At 64.8% G+C, this 15,337-nt stretch carries 14 protein-coding genes; 10 read left to right on the top strand and 4 right to left on the bottom strand.

From position 1 onward, the window contains the following. Window positions 1-7 precede the first annotated feature (7 nt). A complete protein-coding gene (locus ACOIX3_RS12485) occupies window positions 8-700 on the bottom strand; it encodes a GntR family transcriptional regulator (RefSeq protein WP_420970120.1) in 693 nt (230 codons plus the stop codon). 172 nt (window positions 701-872) lie between these two features. Between ACOIX3_RS12485 and ACOIX3_RS12490 the strand changes: the two genes are divergently transcribed. From ACOIX3_RS12490 to ACOIX3_RS12505, 4 genes are all read left to right on the top strand, one after another. Further along, entirely contained in the window at window positions 873-2,576 is a 1,704-nt protein-coding gene (locus ACOIX3_RS12490) for an IlvD/Edd family dehydratase (protein WP_420970121.1), read from the top strand. Window positions 2,577-2,729: 153 nt separating this feature from the next. Continuing rightward, window positions 2,730-3,731, top strand: a complete 1,002-nt coding sequence (locus ACOIX3_RS12495; protein WP_420970122.1) for a TRAP transporter substrate-binding protein — start codon at window positions 2,730-2,732, stop codon at window positions 3,729-3,731. Window positions 3,732-3,758: 27 nt separating this feature from the next. Next, window positions 3,759-4,343 carry a TRAP transporter small permease gene (locus tag ACOIX3_RS12500; protein ID WP_420970124.1) on the top strand — a complete coding sequence of 195 codons (585 nt, stop codon included), beginning with the start codon at window positions 3,759-3,761 and terminating at the stop codon, window positions 4,341-4,343. Then, a complete protein-coding gene (locus ACOIX3_RS12505) occupies window positions 4,340-5,680 on the top strand; it encodes a TRAP transporter large permease (protein ID WP_420970125.1) in 1,341 nt (446 codons plus the stop codon). Before ACOIX3_RS12500 ends, ACOIX3_RS12505 begins: the two co-directional genes overlap by 4 nt. Window positions 5,681-5,859: 179 nt before the next feature. Here ACOIX3_RS12505 and ACOIX3_RS12510 read toward each other — a convergent pair whose 3' ends face one another. After that, the gene (locus tag ACOIX3_RS12510) at window positions 5,860-6,651 is read right to left on the bottom strand and encodes an enoyl-CoA hydratase/isomerase family protein (RefSeq protein WP_420970126.1); all 792 of its coding nucleotides are present in this window, start codon (window positions 6,649-6,651) and stop codon (window positions 5,860-5,862) included. A 260-nt stretch (window positions 6,652-6,911) separates the two neighbouring features. Between ACOIX3_RS12510 and ACOIX3_RS12515 the strand changes: the two genes are divergently transcribed. Beyond that, window positions 6,912-8,129, top strand: a complete 1,218-nt coding sequence (locus ACOIX3_RS12515; RefSeq protein WP_420970127.1) for an NAD(P)/FAD-dependent oxidoreductase — start codon at window positions 6,912-6,914, stop codon at window positions 8,127-8,129. A gap of 104 nt (window positions 8,130-8,233) precedes the next feature. On the opposite strand, the gene ACOIX3_RS12520 is transcribed toward ACOIX3_RS12515, so the two are convergent. Beyond that, window positions 8,234-9,169, bottom strand: a complete 936-nt coding sequence (locus tag ACOIX3_RS12520; protein ID WP_420970128.1) for a ribokinase — start codon at window positions 9,167-9,169, stop codon at window positions 8,234-8,236. A gap of 21 nt (window positions 9,170-9,190) precedes the next feature. Beyond that, entirely contained in the window at window positions 9,191-10,084 is an 894-nt protein-coding gene (locus tag ACOIX3_RS12525; protein ID WP_420970129.1) for a sugar kinase, read from the bottom strand. Between the two features lie 222 nt (window positions 10,085-10,306). Here ACOIX3_RS12525 and ACOIX3_RS12530 point away from each other — a divergent pair, with 222 nt between their 5' ends. From ACOIX3_RS12530 to ACOIX3_RS12550, 5 genes are all read left to right on the top strand, one after another. Further along, window positions 10,307-11,167, top strand: a complete 861-nt coding sequence (locus ACOIX3_RS12530; protein WP_420970130.1) for a VOC family protein — start codon at window positions 10,307-10,309, stop codon at window positions 11,165-11,167. A gap of 334 nt (window positions 11,168-11,501) precedes the next feature. Further along, on the top strand, window positions 11,502-12,158 hold the full coding sequence (locus ACOIX3_RS12535) for a TetR/AcrR family transcriptional regulator (protein WP_298369603.1): 657 nt from the start codon (window positions 11,502-11,504) through the stop codon (window positions 12,156-12,158). A 235-nt stretch (window positions 12,159-12,393) separates the two neighbouring features. Then, the gene (locus ACOIX3_RS12540; RefSeq protein ID WP_342723264.1) at window positions 12,394-13,203 is read left to right on the top strand and encodes an ABC transporter permease; all 810 of its coding nucleotides are present in this window, start codon (window positions 12,394-12,396) and stop codon (window positions 13,201-13,203) included. A gap of 137 nt (window positions 13,204-13,340) precedes the next feature. Then, entirely contained in the window at window positions 13,341-14,336 is a 996-nt protein-coding gene (locus ACOIX3_RS12545) for an ABC transporter substrate-binding protein (protein WP_420970132.1), read from the top strand. A 145-nt stretch (window positions 14,337-14,481) separates the two neighbouring features. Beyond that, window positions 14,482-15,330: an ABC transporter ATP-binding protein gene (locus ACOIX3_RS12550; protein ID WP_420970133.1), complete on the top strand. Its 849-nt coding sequence runs from the start codon at window positions 14,482-14,484 to the stop codon at window positions 15,328-15,330. The last annotated feature ends 7 nt before the right edge of the window (window positions 15,331-15,337 follow it).

Raw genomic sequence — 15,337 nt, forward strand, 5'->3', positions numbered from 1 at the left:
TATCGCGCTATTGCGGCTTTTTGTCGTTGGAGATGCGGACCAGATAATCCGCCTTGCTGTACTGCATGTGATCGACGCAGAGCTGCGCCAGCGCCCAGCTGTCGCGGCCTTTCAAGAGCTCGATCATCAATTCGTGCTGGCGGCGCGACAACGCGAGGCCCTCGCTGTCGGCAAGGTTCTTGGCGCGCATCGGCAGCGTCAGGTTCATGTAGTCCTGCAGCGAGCGGACGAGGTAGGGATTGCCGCAGGCGGAGAACAGCGCGAGGTGGAACGCATCGTTGGTTTCGTGGATGCCGCGCATGTCCTGCGCGTCGGCCTTGAGGCAGTAATGCCGTTGCAGCTCGCTCAATTGCTCGATCAGGCTGTCAGGCGCGGGCAGGGCGATCATCAGCGCGGCCTGGCGCGTCAGCATCTCGCGCACCTCGTAGATCTGCCGCACCTCTTCGGCGGAATAGAACCGCACCGTGGCGCCGACATTCTTCTCGCGCAGCACGATGCCCTGACGTTCGAGCTGGAACAGCGCCTGGCGGACGAAATGCCGGCTCGCGCCGTAGCGCTGCATCAGGGTATCCTCGACCAGCCGCAAGCCCGGCGCGAAGCGGCCGAAGATGATGTCCTCCTCCAGCCGGCGGATCACTTCCGCCTGCTCCTCCTCCCGCGAGGGGGCTTGGAGTTCGGGCAAGGTGGGCTCGGCTGTCATGCGCGCTCGGCTTCGGGGCGATGCCCAGAGGTCTGCATGACGCCATGGCTATTGTCAATAATGAGAGCGATTTTGCCGCAGACCAGCTACGCTTCGCCGCCAGATTATCTCGTATTGACAATAATTCCTGCCGCTCCTTAAGTGCGGCCGAACAACCACGGAAGAGAAGAAAATGGCCGACGGACTTCGCAAGGGACTGACCAGCTATGGCGACGCCGGCTTCTCGCTGTTCCTGCGCAAGGCTTTCATCAAGGCGATGGGCTATTCGGACGATGCGCTCAACCGCCCGATCGTCGGCATCACCAACACCTACAGCGACTACAATCCCTGCCACGGCAACGTCCCGCAGATCATCGAAGCGGTGAAGCGCGGCGTGATGCTGTCGGGCGCGATGCCGTTCGTGTTCCCGACCATCTCGATCGCCGAGAGTTTTGCGCATCCGACCTCGATGTATCTGCGCAATCTGATGGCGATGGATACCGAGGAGATGATCCGCGCCCAGCCGATGGACGCGGTGATCGTGATCGGCGGCTGCGACAAGACCCTGCCGGCGCAGCTCATGGCGGCCATCAGCGCCGATCTGCCCACGGTGGTGATCCCGGTCGGGCCGATGGTGGTCGGCCATCACAAGGGCGAGGTGCTCGGCGCCTGCACCGATTGCCGCCGGCTGTGGGGCAAGTATCGCGCCGGCGAGATCGACGATGTCGAGATCGAGGCCGTGAACGGCCGTCTTGCGCCGTCGGTCGGCACCTGCATGGTGATGGGCACGGCCTCCACCATGGCCTGCATCACCGAAGCGCTCGGCCTGTCGCTGCCGATGAGCGCGACGATCCCGGCGCCGCATGCCGAACGCTTCCGCTCCGCGGAGGCCAGCGGACGCGTCGCCGCCGAAATGGCGAAGACCAAGGGACCGAAGCCGAGCGAGATCCTGACGCCGTCGTCGTTCCGCAACGCCCAGGTCGTCCTGCAGGCGATCGGCGGCTCGACCAACGGGCTTATTCACCTCACGGCGATCGCCAACCGCTCGCCGCACAAGATCGACCTCGAGGCGTTCGACAAGCTCGGCCGCGAGGTGCCCGTGCTGGTCGACCTCAAGCCGTCGGGCGAACACTACATGGAGCATTTCCATCATGCCGGCGGCGTGCCGAAGCTGATGGCGCAGCTCGGCGATCTCATCGACCTCGATGCCAGGACCATCACCGGCCAGACCCTGCGTGAGGTCGTCGCCAATGCCGAGGACGTGCCGGGACAGGATGCGATCCGCCCCAAGACGAACCCCATCAAGTCCGAAGGCGCGATGGCGATCCTGCACGGCAATCTCGCGCCGCGCGGTGCCGTCATCAAGCAGTCGGCGGCGAGCCCAAAGCTCTTGCAGCACACCGGCCGCGCCGTGGTGTTCGAGTCGGTCGAGGACATGACGCTGCGGGTCGACGATCCCGCGCTCGATGTGACCGCCGACGACGTGCTGGTGCTGCGCAACGCCGGTCCGAAGGGCGCGCCGGGCATGCCGGAGGCGGGCTACCTGCCGATCCCGAAGAAGCTCGCGCGCACCGGCGTCAAGGACATGGTCCGCATCTCCGATGCGCGGATGAGCGGCACGGCGTTCGGCACCATCGTGCTGCACATCACGCCGGAGTCCGCCGTCGGCGGTCCGCTCGGCCTGGTGCGGAACGGCGATATGATCCGGCTCGATGTTGCCAAGCGCAGCATCGATCTGCTGGTCGATGAGGCCGAACTGCAGAAGCGTCGCGCCGCGCTCGCTCCCGCCGCCACGCCGGATTGGGCCAAGCGCGGTTACGCGCATCTCTTCAATGAGACGATCCTGCAGGCCGACGAGGGCTGCGATTTCGACTTCATGCGCGCCAAGGGGAAGTAGCGAGCCTCGTTCGGCGAGATTGCCGAATTGTCGATAATTTTGGCGATGCAGTGCGCGATGGCGCCTGCAGTCGTCTCATTCCTTCTGTTTTATTGACAATCCCGCGAGACTGGTGGGATGATCGCGTCAATCAAAAACAGGGGGAACGTCGCGATGGGCTATTCAGCTGGGATCGTCGGGATCGCCATGGCCGCGGCAGCGTTACTGCTGCCGGCGCGCGCCGGCGCGCAGGAGGTCAAGCACTTCCGCTTCGCTTACGACCAGCCGCGCAACACCGGCTATTCGGTCGCCGGCGATCTGTTCGCCGAGAAGCTCAAGGAATTGAGCAAGGGGACGATGATCGTCGACCAGTATCCCGGCGCGCAGCTCGGCCAGGAGCCGCAGCTGCTGCAGCTCGTGAAATCGGGCGATATCGAGTTCGCGATCGTCTCCTCCGCCAACACGGCGACGATCTCGCCGCAGGCCGGCGTGATGTCGCTGCACTTCCTGTTCCGCAACGACGCCCATGTGATCAAGGCGCTGGCGGACCCGCAGGTGTTCGACGCCATCAGGACGATGATCGACGAGACCGCGCAGGGCCTGCATGTGATCGGCACCGGTTCGCAGGGCGTCCGCCACATCTACAGCAAGAAGGAAATCCACAACGTCGGCGACCTCAAGGGCGTGAAGGTCCGGGTGCAGGCGACCGCGACCGAGGACACCATGTTCCCGGCCTATGGCGCGCAGACGGTGCATATGCCGTTCGGCAGCGTCTACACCTCGCTGCAGACCGGCGTGGTCGACGCCGCCGAGAACAGCATCAACGTCTATCTCGTCAACAAGCACTACGAGGTCGCGCCCGTGCTGTCGATCACCGAGCACGAGGCCAACAATGCGTTGCTGTTCGTCTCCGACAAGCTGTGGCAGAGCCTGTCCGCCGAGCAGAAGCAATGGGTGCAGGCCGCCGCCAACGAGGTCAGCGCGAAGGAGCCGCAGAAGGCCTTCGAGCTAGAGCGGAATGCGCTGACCAAGCTGAAGTCGTTCGGCGTCAAGGTGGTCGATGACGTGGACAAGAAGAGTTTTACGGCGATCGCCGATCCCTATCTCGACAAGCTCGCCAAGGAGCTCGGCCCGCACGCGGAGAAGATCAAGAACCTGATCCGCGCGGTCAATTAAAGCCCGGGTCGACGGGGAGCGCGAGCCATGGCCATCGCCGACAGACTGGTGCTGCAACGGCAGCGGCACCTGAAATGGCGGGCGCTGGATCGGCTCGAGCTGTCCCTGATGATGCTGTGCGGCCTGCTGTGCTTCGGCTTCTCGCTCTCGGTGACCGCCGACATCGTCACCCGCACCATCGGTCATCCCTGGCTGTGGCTGCAGGAGGTGACCTCGACGCTGTTCATCTACGCGATCTTCATTGGTGCCGCGGTCGCGACCAGGCGCAACGATCACCTCTATCTCACCGCGCTCTCTGAGGCGATGCATGGCCGGTCGCGGCTGGTCGTCGAGATCGTCATCCGCCTCGTCGTGCTGGGCGTTGCGTTTTGCCTGGTCTGGTACGGTTATCAAAACTACCTTCGTGGCTTCGGCAGTTTCCGGCTGCCGTCCGGAACGCCGATCGCGTCGCTCTATGCGGTGATTCCACTGTCCGGCATCCTGATCGGCCTGTTCACGATCGAGCAACTCGTCAACGGCATCCGCAACGGCTTTGAACATCCGGAGCCGCCGGACGAGGATCTTGCGATTCCTGCGATCAACACCAGTGCGACCACGGGAGTGCAGCCGTGAGCGCACCGGTCGTGCTTGTGCTGATGTCGTCCTGCTTCCTGTTCTTCGGTTATCTCGGCGTGCCGGTGCCGTTCTCGCTGATGGCGGGCGTATTCATCGGCGCGGCGTTGTCGGATGTGTCGCTGGCCGCGATCATCCAGAAGATCTTTGACGGCGTTGATTCCGAGGCGCTGCTGGCGATCCCGTTCTTCCTCTTGGTCGGCGAGCTCATGAGCTCGGCGAATGTCGTGGTCCGCATTGCCAATCTGTCGGTCTCGCTGGTCGGGCATATCAGGGGCGGGCTGTCGCAGGTCGTCGTCGTGTTCAGCATGTTCTTCTCGGAAATGTCGGGCTCGACCACCGCCGATGTCGCCGTCATGAGCCGGGCGCTCGGCGGGCCGATGCGGCGGGAAGGCTATGAGCCGGCCTTCATCGCCGCGATCATCGCCTCGGCCTCGACGATCGCAGCGCTGGTGCCGCCGAGCATCACCGCTGTGGTCTATGGCGCGGTCGGCAACGTCTCGATCGCCGGCCTGTTCATGGCGGGCGTGGTGCCCGGCCTGATGATCGGCTTCGGGCTGATGATCTATTGCTATTTCTTCGGTCCGTCAGGCCTGCGCAAGCCGCGGGCGCCGCTGCGCCAGATCGCCTTCGCCGCCGGCGACGCTGCGCTGCCGCTGATGATCCCGGTGATCCTGCTGGGCGGCATCCTGACCGGTTGGTTCACACCGACCGAGGCCGGCGTGGTCGCGGTCGCCTACATCATCCTCGTCGTGATCCCGGCGCTGAACCGCGGGCACCTGAAAAAGATCCCGTACGACTTCTGCCTGGCCGGCCTGATCTTCTCGCTGCCGCTGATCACCATCGGCGCGGCGAACGCATTCGGCTGGATGCTGGCCTATCTGCGCGGCGCCATCTACATCGCCGACTGGATCACCTCGATCGCCGGCAACGATCCCCATCTCATCATGCTGCTGATGGTGCTGCTGTTCACCGTGGTCGGCGACTTCATCGAACCGGTGCCGACCATCATCATCTTCATGCCGCTGGTGAACGCGCTGACCCAGGCCGGTGACATCAATGGCGTGCATATGGGCGTGGTGCTGATCGCGACACTGGCTTTCGGCCTGATCACGCCGCCCTATGGGCTCGTGCTGCTGATGGCCTCGAAATTCGTCGGCATCAGCTTCGGAAAAGCGCTGCGGGCGGCGCTGCCGATCTACGTCGTGTTCCTGGTCACGATCTGCTTCACGATCTATTTCCCGAAGATCGTGCTGTGGCTGCCCAAGCAGGTGATCCCGGAATCGGTCGGCTGCTTCAAGGCACCCGGCGGCAGCGGATACATCTGCCCGAATTAGCCCTACCGCGGTAGGCCCCTTATGGGAGGAGTACGCACTGCTCCATCCGCGTCATTGCGAGCGAAGCGAAGCAATCCATCGCTCCGCAAGTGGAGAAATGGATTGCTTCGTCGCTGTCGCTCCTCGCAATGACCGCAACGTGAGGTGGCGCGGCTGTGACGCAGTCGTACCTGCTGTTGCTACTTCGACTTGCTGGTGAACTTCTTCACCGCGACGCGGAAATCCTCGGTATGCATCGACGTGATGATCTTGTGTTCCTCGGCGTCGAGCTGCTGCTTGGTCGGCGTGGTGGTAGCCTGATAGACCAGCGACTTGGTCCCCGCGATCGCGGCGGGCGGATTTTTCGCCAGGCGCTCGGCGAGCTGCCGGGTGGCCGCCTTTAATTCGGTCGCGGGGACGGTCTTGACCACCAGCCCCCATTCATAGGCCTGCTGCGCGGTGAAGCCATCCTCGGCGAGGAAAATCTGCAACGCGCGACGGGTCCCGACCGTGCCGACGATGCCGACCGTGCTGCCGCCGTCGGGCGATACGCCGATCTTGGCATAGGCGGGCGTGAAGCGGGCATCCTCCGCGGCGATGCACAGGTCGGTCACGAAGGCGAGGCCCATGCCGGCGCCGGCTGCCGATCCGTGCACGCTGGACAGCACGATCTTCGGCATCCGCCGCACCGTCTCGATGAAGGCATGGTAGTGATGCAGCATCTCGCTGACCACGGGCGTGACGTTGTTGGCTTCGGCGGCGGCGCCGATGGTTTGCAGATCGCCGCCGGCGCAGAAGGCGCGGCCTTCGCCCTCGATGACCAGCACGCGGACGTCCTTGTTGGCCTCGACCTCGGCGCCGAGCTGCTCGAGCTTTTTGGCGATCGTCATGTCGATCGCGTTGAACGCGGCCGGCCGGTTCAGCGTGATGGTCGCGATGGCGCCGTCGATGCGGAGCAGGGCAGGGTCGTTGGCGGAGGCGGGTGCTGGCATTTTTAAGACCTTGGGCTTGTTATTTCCGGACATTTAAGGCCTTGCCGGGAGCCGTGGCAATCCGGCCCGGCGTCCGGAGGCGGCTTTCGGGTGCCCAGATTTGCCGGAGACCCCCTTGCATCAGCGCCAGCCATGGGGCCAAATGGCGCGCGCCTTCGGTACGCAGACACGAGCGCTGTGGTGACGGGGCACGCAAGCTAACATCGACAAAGAGGAAACGGCATGGGTCACTCCTGCTCGCGCGTATTTGGGTTGTTCCGATGACGGGCTCGGTCGTCATCGTCGGCGCCGGACATGCCGGCTTCCAGCTCGCGGCGTCGCTGCGCCAGGCCGGCTTCGCCGAGCGCGTCGCCCTGCTAAATGACGAAGGCCATTTGCCGTATCAGCGGCCGCCTTTGTCGAAGGCCTATCTGAAGGGGACCGGCGGGCCCGAAACCTTGATGTTCCGGCCCGACAAGTTCTACCAGGACAACAAGATCGAGCTGATCACCGACCGCGCCCATGCGGTCGACCGCCATGCGCGCAAGGTGGCGCTCGCCTCCGGCGCATCGCTCGACTACGGCCATCTGGTGTTCGCGACCGGCGCGCGGAACCGGCTGCTCGATATTCCCAACGCAAAGCTCGACGCCGTCCGCTACCTGCGCATCCTCGACGAGAGCCAGGCGCTGCGCGATTTGCTCGCACCCGGCATGCGCGTCGTCGTGATCGGCGCGGGCTTCATCGGGCTCGAATTCGCGGCCACCGCGCGGGCCAAGGGCCTCGAGGTCGACGTGGTCGAGCTCGCCTCTCGCGTGATGGCGCGCGCGGTGACTGCGGAGATCTCCGAGTTCTCGCAGGCGCGGCACGGCTCGGCCGGCATCCGGATCCACCTCGGGGTGCAGGTCACGGCGATCGAGGCCGATGGTGCCAAGGTCACCGGCGTCAGCCTGAGCAACGGCACGCATATCCCGGCCGATCTTGTCGTGGTCGGCGTCGGCGTGCTGCCGAATGTCGAGCTCGCCGCGGAGGCCGGCCTGCCGGTCGCATCCGGCATCATCGTCGACGAGCATCTTCTAACCGCCGATCCGAATGTCTCCGCGATCGGCGATTGCGCGCTCTATACCAGCAAGCGCTTCGGCGGATCGCTGCGGCTGGAGTCGGTGCAGAACGCGACCGACCATGCACGCTGCGTGGCGGCGCGGCTGACCGGCAAGACCGAGGTCTACGACGGCCTGCCGTGGTTCTGGAGCGACCAGGGCCCCGACAAGCTGCAGATGGCGGGTCTGACCACCGGCTACGACCGCGTCGTGGTGCGCGGCGACCGCGCGCAGGGGGCGTTCTCGGCGTTCTGCTATCGCGGCGACAGGCTGCTCGGCATCGAGTCGGTCAATCGCGCCGGCGATCACATGTTCGGCCGCCGGCTGCTCGGCGCCGGCGGCTCGATCACACCGGAACAGGCGGCGGATGCGAGCTTTGATTTGAAGAGCGCGCTGGCGTGATGAACCAACTCGTCGTCCCGGCGAAGGCCGGGACCCATACTCCGCAGCGGGTGTAGTGAACGGGACTCGTCGTTCCGGCGCCGCATAACATTAGAGATTTGTGGTTATGGGTCCCGGCCTTCGCCGGGACGACGTGTGGAGAGAGCGTCCTTCACCTCATCCGCCGTCGGCATCGACGGCGCAGCCCCCATCCGTTGCACGCAAATCGAGGCGGCAACGTTGGCGTAGGCCAGCGCGTCACCGAGCGGCTTGCCGATGGCGAGCTGCGAGGCGAGGGCGCCGACGAAGCAATCGCCGGCGCCTGTGGTATCGACGGCCTTGACCTCGCGTCCGGGCATGAGCAGCGGTTGGTCCTCGACCAGCGCCAGCACGCCGCGTTTGCCGAGCGTGACGCAGACGGTCTTGCCGCGCCCCAGGGTCCGTGCGGCCTCGGCGAAGCGAGCCGGGTCGTCGCCATCGCGCAGCTCTGCCCCGGTGAGCAGGCCAAGCTCGGTCTCGTTGAGGATCAGGACATCGACGAGATCGAGCAGCGCCTTGTCGGCCGGTTTGGCCGGTGCCGGGTTGAGGATCGTGGTGGCACCGGCGGCGCGGGCGCGGCTGAAGAATGCGGCGATCGTCGGCAGCGGGATCTCGAACTGGCTGACCGCGACGTCACCTTTCGCAAGCACGGGGGCTGCGACATCATCGGCATCGACCAGCCCGTTGGCGCCCGGCACGACGACGATCGTGTTGTCGGCATTGGCAAGCGTGATGATCGCCGTGCCCGAATGCGCGCTGCCGGTGTCCTTGACGAAGGAGAGATCGACGCCTTGCGCGGCAAGGAAAGCTCTCAGCTCCTTGCCGAACGCATCGGCGCCGAGCCGGCCGACCAGCGTGGTCGGCACGCCCTGCTTGGCCGACGCCACCGCCTGGTTGGCGCCCTTGCCGCCGGGAAAATACAGCACGGCCTCGCCGGCGACCGTCTCGCCGATCCGCGGATGGCGCTCGGCGGTCGCCACCACGTCCATATTGATGCTGCCGGCGACGAAGACGCGCCCCATGCCTTACCCCACTCCGTCCTGTCAGACCGCGGCGCCGAACTCCTGCTTGACCGCGGCGATGTCGGCGAGCGTCGGCAGGCCGGCCTCGTTGCCGAGCTTCTGGATCTTGTAGGTCGACGCTGCGCGCGCGAACTCGAAATGGTCATGCCAGGCTTTGCCGGGATTGGCGAGATAGGAATAGATGTAGGCGCCGTGGAAGACGTCGCCGGCGCCGTTGGTGTCGATCACGCGCTTGCGCGGAATCGGCAGTGCCGGCAGCGTTTGCACCGTGCCCGCCTCGTCGTACCAGAGCAGGCCGCGCTCACCCATGGTGATGCCGCCGACCCGGCAGCCGCGGCTCTTGAGATAATCGAGCATCTGCTCCGGCGTCTTGTCCATTTGCTCGCACAGCCGTTCGGCGACGATCGCGACGTCGATGAATGCAAGCAGCTCGTGGGTGTTGGTGCGCAGGCCGCCGCCGTCGAGCGAGGTCAGGATGCCGTCCTCGCGGCAGAGCTTCGCATAGTGGATCGCGGCGTCCGGCTGGTGGCCGTCGATATGCAGCGCGCGGCAGCCCTTGATGTTGAGCAGCGGAAAGGGATGGATGTGCTGGTCGTCGCGGCAGCGGACGATGGCGCGCTTGCCGTCGTTGGGCATGATGAAGGACAGCGAGGAGGAGTTCACCTTGCGCGGATGGAACGAGATGCCGTACCTGTCGGCCATGTCCCAGAACATCCGTCCCAGCCAGTCGTTGGCCATGGTGGCGATCAGGTCCGGCTCGACGCCGAGCTTGGCGCAGCAGAACGCCGCGGTCACCGCGTTGCCGCCGAACGACACGGCATAGGCGTCCGCGACGTGCTTCTCGTCGCCGACCGGCATGTGATCCGTGATGAAGGTGACGTCGATATAGGTCTGTCCAATGAAGAGAGCCTGCATTCGCTTCCCGTGATCGCTTGGTGTGGTCCCGGCCGACGATCAGACTAGCACCGGTGATCGGCCGATATCGCTGAAATTATTCGCAACCCTGCTTGGTTTACAGGTAGAGATGATGGATGTGCCGGGCTGTTCTGGTATGCGGCATAACGGCCGGTGGCAGGCCGTGGTTCCGGGATTCGTAAGGAGAAGCACAATGACGGCAGATTCGGGGAGGCCAAAGCCATGATTACCGGTCTCGATCATGTCGTCGTCCTCACCGGCGACATTGCTGCCGCCAGCGCCGCCTATGAGACGCTGTTCGCGCGGGCGCCGGCCTGGCGCAACAGCGGCGACGGCGCCGACCGCGTGCTGTTCACGCTCGACAACACGACGCTGGAATTGATGGCGCCGCGCGGCGATGACGATGCCGCCCAGCGCGTCCGCAGCGCGCTCGTCACGCAAGGCGAGGGGCTTGCGAGCCTCTGCTTCCGGACCAGCGATATCGCCAGGACACACCGCAGGCTCGACCGGCTGACCCTGAAGCCCGAGCCCGTCGCCGAGGTCGAGAGCCGCGACGAGACCAGCGGCGCCACGCTGTCGTGGAAGCGGACGCGCGCAGCAACCGATGCGACGCGGGGTGTGCGCATGTTCTTCCTGGAGCGAGAGCAGGAGCGGCCGCTGTCGGTGCGCACCACGCCGGCCTCGATCACCGCGATGGATCATGTGGTGGTCTCGACCGCCGACCCGGAACGCGCTGCGGCGCTCTACGGCGCGCGGCTCAGGCTCGACATGGCGCTCGACCGGTCGCATCCCGAATGGGGCCGGTTGATGTTTTTCCGCTGCGGTGACCTCGTGGTCGAGGTCACGCACCGGCCGGGCAAGGAAAACAACAAGGCGGAGACGGACGTGCCGGACCGGCTGCGCGGCATCTGCTGGCGCGTCGCCGACATCGATGCCACCCGTGCGCGGCTGATTGCCGCTGGCGTCGACGCCTCGGAGATACGCACCGGCCGCAAGCCCGGCACGCGCGTGATGACGGTGCGCAACGGCACGTGCGGCGTGCCGACGCTTCTGGTGCAACCCTCACAGGGAAAGCCAGACTAGGCCGCGTTTCATGCGCGCGTCGTCACGACAGCGTGCACCGCGGGCATTTCCTTCGTCATTCCGGGGCGTGCGCAGCACGAGCCCGGAATCCATCGAGCCACATGTTCTGCGGATGAATGGATTCCGGGCTCGCGGCAAGGGGCGCCCCTCAGGTGCGCATTGCGCACCGGCAGTGACGAAGTGGGCAGCTGCGAGAAATATTCCCGCATGGCCGTCACGACAACATTCGTTCTCAAACGCCGCGCGTCATGCTACATTCATTAATCCAGCATCACAGGCGAACGATTTGGCCAAAGCAAAGCGGATACAGAGATGGCAGCGTGACCCCCAGGGGATGCGGCTGCGGATTCTCGAGGCGGCCAAGCAGGAATTCGCCGCCCATGGCCTCGCCGGCGCGCGGGTCGACCGCATCGCGGCCAATGCCGACGCCAACAAGCGCATGCTGTATTACCACGTCGGCAATAAGGAGGATCTCTATCTCGAGGTGCTGGAAGGCGCCTACGAGAAGATCCGCGCCGAGGAGCGCACGCTCGATCTCGAGCATCTCGACCCGCCCGAGGCGATCGGGCGTCTGATCGATTTCACGTGGAACTATTTCTTGCGCAACCCCGAGTTCCTGGCGCTGCTGAACACGGAAAACCTCGCCAAGGCAAAGCACCTGAAGCGCTCGACCAAGGTCAAGTCGATGCACTCGCCCTTTGTCGAGATGATCCGCACCGTGGTGACGCGCGGGGTCGAGAGCGGCGACTTCCGCGACGCGGTCGATCCGGTGCAGCTCTATATCTCGATCGCCGGGCTGGCGTTCTTCTATCTCTCCAACAGCGCCACGCTGAGCGTGATCTTCGGCCGCGACCTGCTCAAGAAGGACGCCCGCGACGAGCGGCTCGAGCACATGACCGCGCTGGTGCTGGCGGCGCTGACCGGCAAGTCCACCGCCGCGTTTGGCAGCGCGATGCCGCCGCTGCGCGCAGCGGAACACCGGGTGGTGTGAGGGCGCGGTAATCCTCCGTAGCCCGGATGAGCGAAGCGGCATCCGGGACGGACCATCCGCGCGGACGGATTTTCCCCGGATATCGCTGCGCTCATCCGGGCTACGGACCATCAAAAATCTCGCCTGACGAAAGTCGTGTGCTTCGGCGCGATTATGCCGCGTGCGAGGGGCTGGACAGTATTTATCCAACGGGTTAATTTCTGCACGGACAACAGAAACTGCAAGGGAGCGTGACGTGGCGGAGGCAAAGAGCCCTTCGGGCGTGTCGAAGGTGCTGAATGCGGCGTGGGTGCGTCCGTTCCTGTTCCTGGTGGTCATCGTGGTGGCCTGGGACCTCGCGATCCGCCTGTTCCACATCCCGGCCTATCAGATCCCGTCGCCCGGCGACGTCGTCGCGGTGCTGTGGAGCGACTGGCCGGAGCTGCTGCGGCAGTCCTGGCCGACCACCTATGCGACGATCTGCGGTTTCCTGCTCTCGGCACTGTTCGGCATTCCCACAGCGATGCTGATCGCGGGCTCGAGGACGGTCGAGAGCTACGTCTATCCGCTCTTGGTGTTCTCCCAATCGGTGCCGAAGATCGCGATCGCGCCGCTGTTCGTGGTGTGGTTCGGCTTCGGCATCATCCCCAAGGTGATCTCCGCGTTCCTGCTCGGCTTCTTCCCCGTGGTGGTCTCGGCGGTGCAGGGCTTCAAGTCGGTCGATCCCGACATGGTCGATCTCGCGCGCGCGATGCAGGGCAGCCGCTTCAAGGTGTTCTGCGCGGTCAACCTGCCGCATGCGATGCCCGCGATCTTCTCCGGCCTCAAGGTGTCGGTGACGCTCGCCGTGGTCGGCGCGGTGGTCGGCGAGTTCGTCGGCTCCAATTCCGGCATCGGCTACGTGATGCAGCGCTCGATCGGCACCTTCGACCTGCCGACGATGTTCGCAGCGCTAGTGATCCTGGCGCTGCTCGGCGTCATCCTGTTCTGGATCGTCGACCGCATCGAGCGGCTGGTGATCCCCTGGCACGTCAGCCAGCGCGACGACATCATCTTCGCGTCCTAGGATTTGTGCATAGAAACAACAGCAAGCGTCATTGCGAGGAGCGATAGCGACGAAGCAATCCACTTCTCCACTTGCTGCACGATGGATTGCTTCGCTGCGCTCGCAATGACGAAAAAGAACAACAGGAGGATTATCTGATGCGATTGCTCACTGCCGTGATTGCCGCACTGGTTTGGACCGCGCTTGCGGTGGCGCCGGCGTCCGCGGCCGACAAGGTCGTGCTGATGCTGAACTGGTACGTCTATGGCGAGCACGCGCCGTTCTATTACGGCAAGGCCAAGGGCATCTATGCCGCTGAGGGCATCGACCTCGAGATCCAGGAAGGCCGCGGCTCGGCCGCGACCACGCAGGCGGTGGCCGCCAAGACCGCCGATTTCGGCTATGTCGACGTGCCGACGATGATGCGTGCCGCGGTGAAGGGGGCGCCGGTCATCGCCACCGGCGTGCTGCTGCAGACCAGCCCGATGTCGGCGATGGGCTTCGTCGAAAAGAACATCAGGAAGCCGGAGGACATCAAGGGCAAGACGGTCGCGATCACGCCGGCGGATTCGATGACGCAGATCTGGCCGCTGTTCCTGAAGAAGACCGGCCTGAAGGAAAGCGACTTCCAGACCGTCGCCGGCGACGGCCAGACCAAGCTCAACGCCGTGATCAACGGCCAGGCCGATCTGCTGCTCGGCTACGTTATGGACCAGTCGATGAAAATCAAGGACGCCACGGCTAAGGACGTCTATCCGATCAAGTTCGCCGACTACGGCATCAACATGGTGTCGTCGGGTATCATCGCGAACTCCGACTATGTGAAGGCCAATGCCGACCTGGTCCGCCGCTTCATGTCGGCGACCACCAAGGCGGTGGAAGCCGCGGAGAAGGAGCCGAAGGTGGCCGCGCAGTCGATCCTCGACGCCAACCCGAAGGGCGGCAAGATCGACACGCTGACCCAGGGTTTTGAGCTGACGATCCCGCTCTATCGCACACCCGAAACCAAGACCAAGCGGCCGTTCCAGGTCACCGATCAGAACATGACCGAGTCGGTCAATCTGATGGTCGAATATGGCGGCCTCGACGCCAAGGCCAAAGCCAATCCGAAGGCGTTCTACACCAACGACTATCTGCCGAAGGGTGACTCGTGAACCACCGATTGTCGTCCCTGCGAAAGCAGGGACCCATAACCACCGGAGTTGATTGGTGCGGAAGGTCTCGACCCGCGTGCCCGAACGAGAGGATACGGAGTATGGGTCCCTGCTTTCGCAGGGACGACGCGTGGAGAGACCTGCGATGAACCCCGCGACCAAGCCAGTCCATATCAGCCAGCCCGCCGCACACCTGCGCCTGGTGTCAGACCGCGCGGCCGGCGCCGCGCCGGGCATCAAGCTGTCGGGCGTATCGAAGACCTACCGGTCGCGTGACGGCGACGTGCCGTCGCTGCGGCCGCTCGATTTCACCATCAATGACGGCGAGTTCTTTGTCGTGGTCGGGCCCTCCGGCTGCGGCAAGTCCACGCTGCTCAAGATGATCTCGGGCCTGTTGCCACCGACGACGGGCGAGGTGCTGGTCGACGGTGAGCCGGTGACCAAGCCGCACGGCAATGTCGGCATCGTGTTCCAGAACGCGCTGCTGCTGCCGTGGCGCAACATCCTCTCCAACGTGATGCTGCCGATCGACATGAAGCGGCTGCCGCGGGAGAAATATCTCGCCCACGCCAAGGCGCTGCTGAAGCTGGTCGGGCTCGAGGGTTTCGAGAAGAAGCTGCCCTGGCAGCTGTCCGGCGGCATGCAGCAGCGCGCCTCGATCTGCCGCGCGCTGGTGCATGATCCCAAGATCATGCTGATGGACGAGCCGTTCGGCGCGCTCGACGCCATGACGCGCGAGCGGATGAATGTCGAGCTGATGCGGATCCAGCGCGAGACTGGCAAGACGGTTCTGTTGATTACGCACTCGATCCCGGAAGCCGTATTCCTTGCCGACCGTGTTCTGGTGATGACCGAGCGGCCCGGCGCGATCGCCGCGATCTACGACGTGCCGATGCCACGGCCGCGCTCACTCGAGACCATGTCCGATCCCGTCTTCACCGAGCTGGTGCAGCGGATCCGGAAGCATTTCTTCACGCAGGGATCGCTGGACTAACACCCGA

This window comes from Bradyrhizobium sp. B120, assembly GCF_049075665.1.
GTDB lineage: Bacteria > Pseudomonadota > Alphaproteobacteria > Rhizobiales > Xanthobacteraceae > Bradyrhizobium.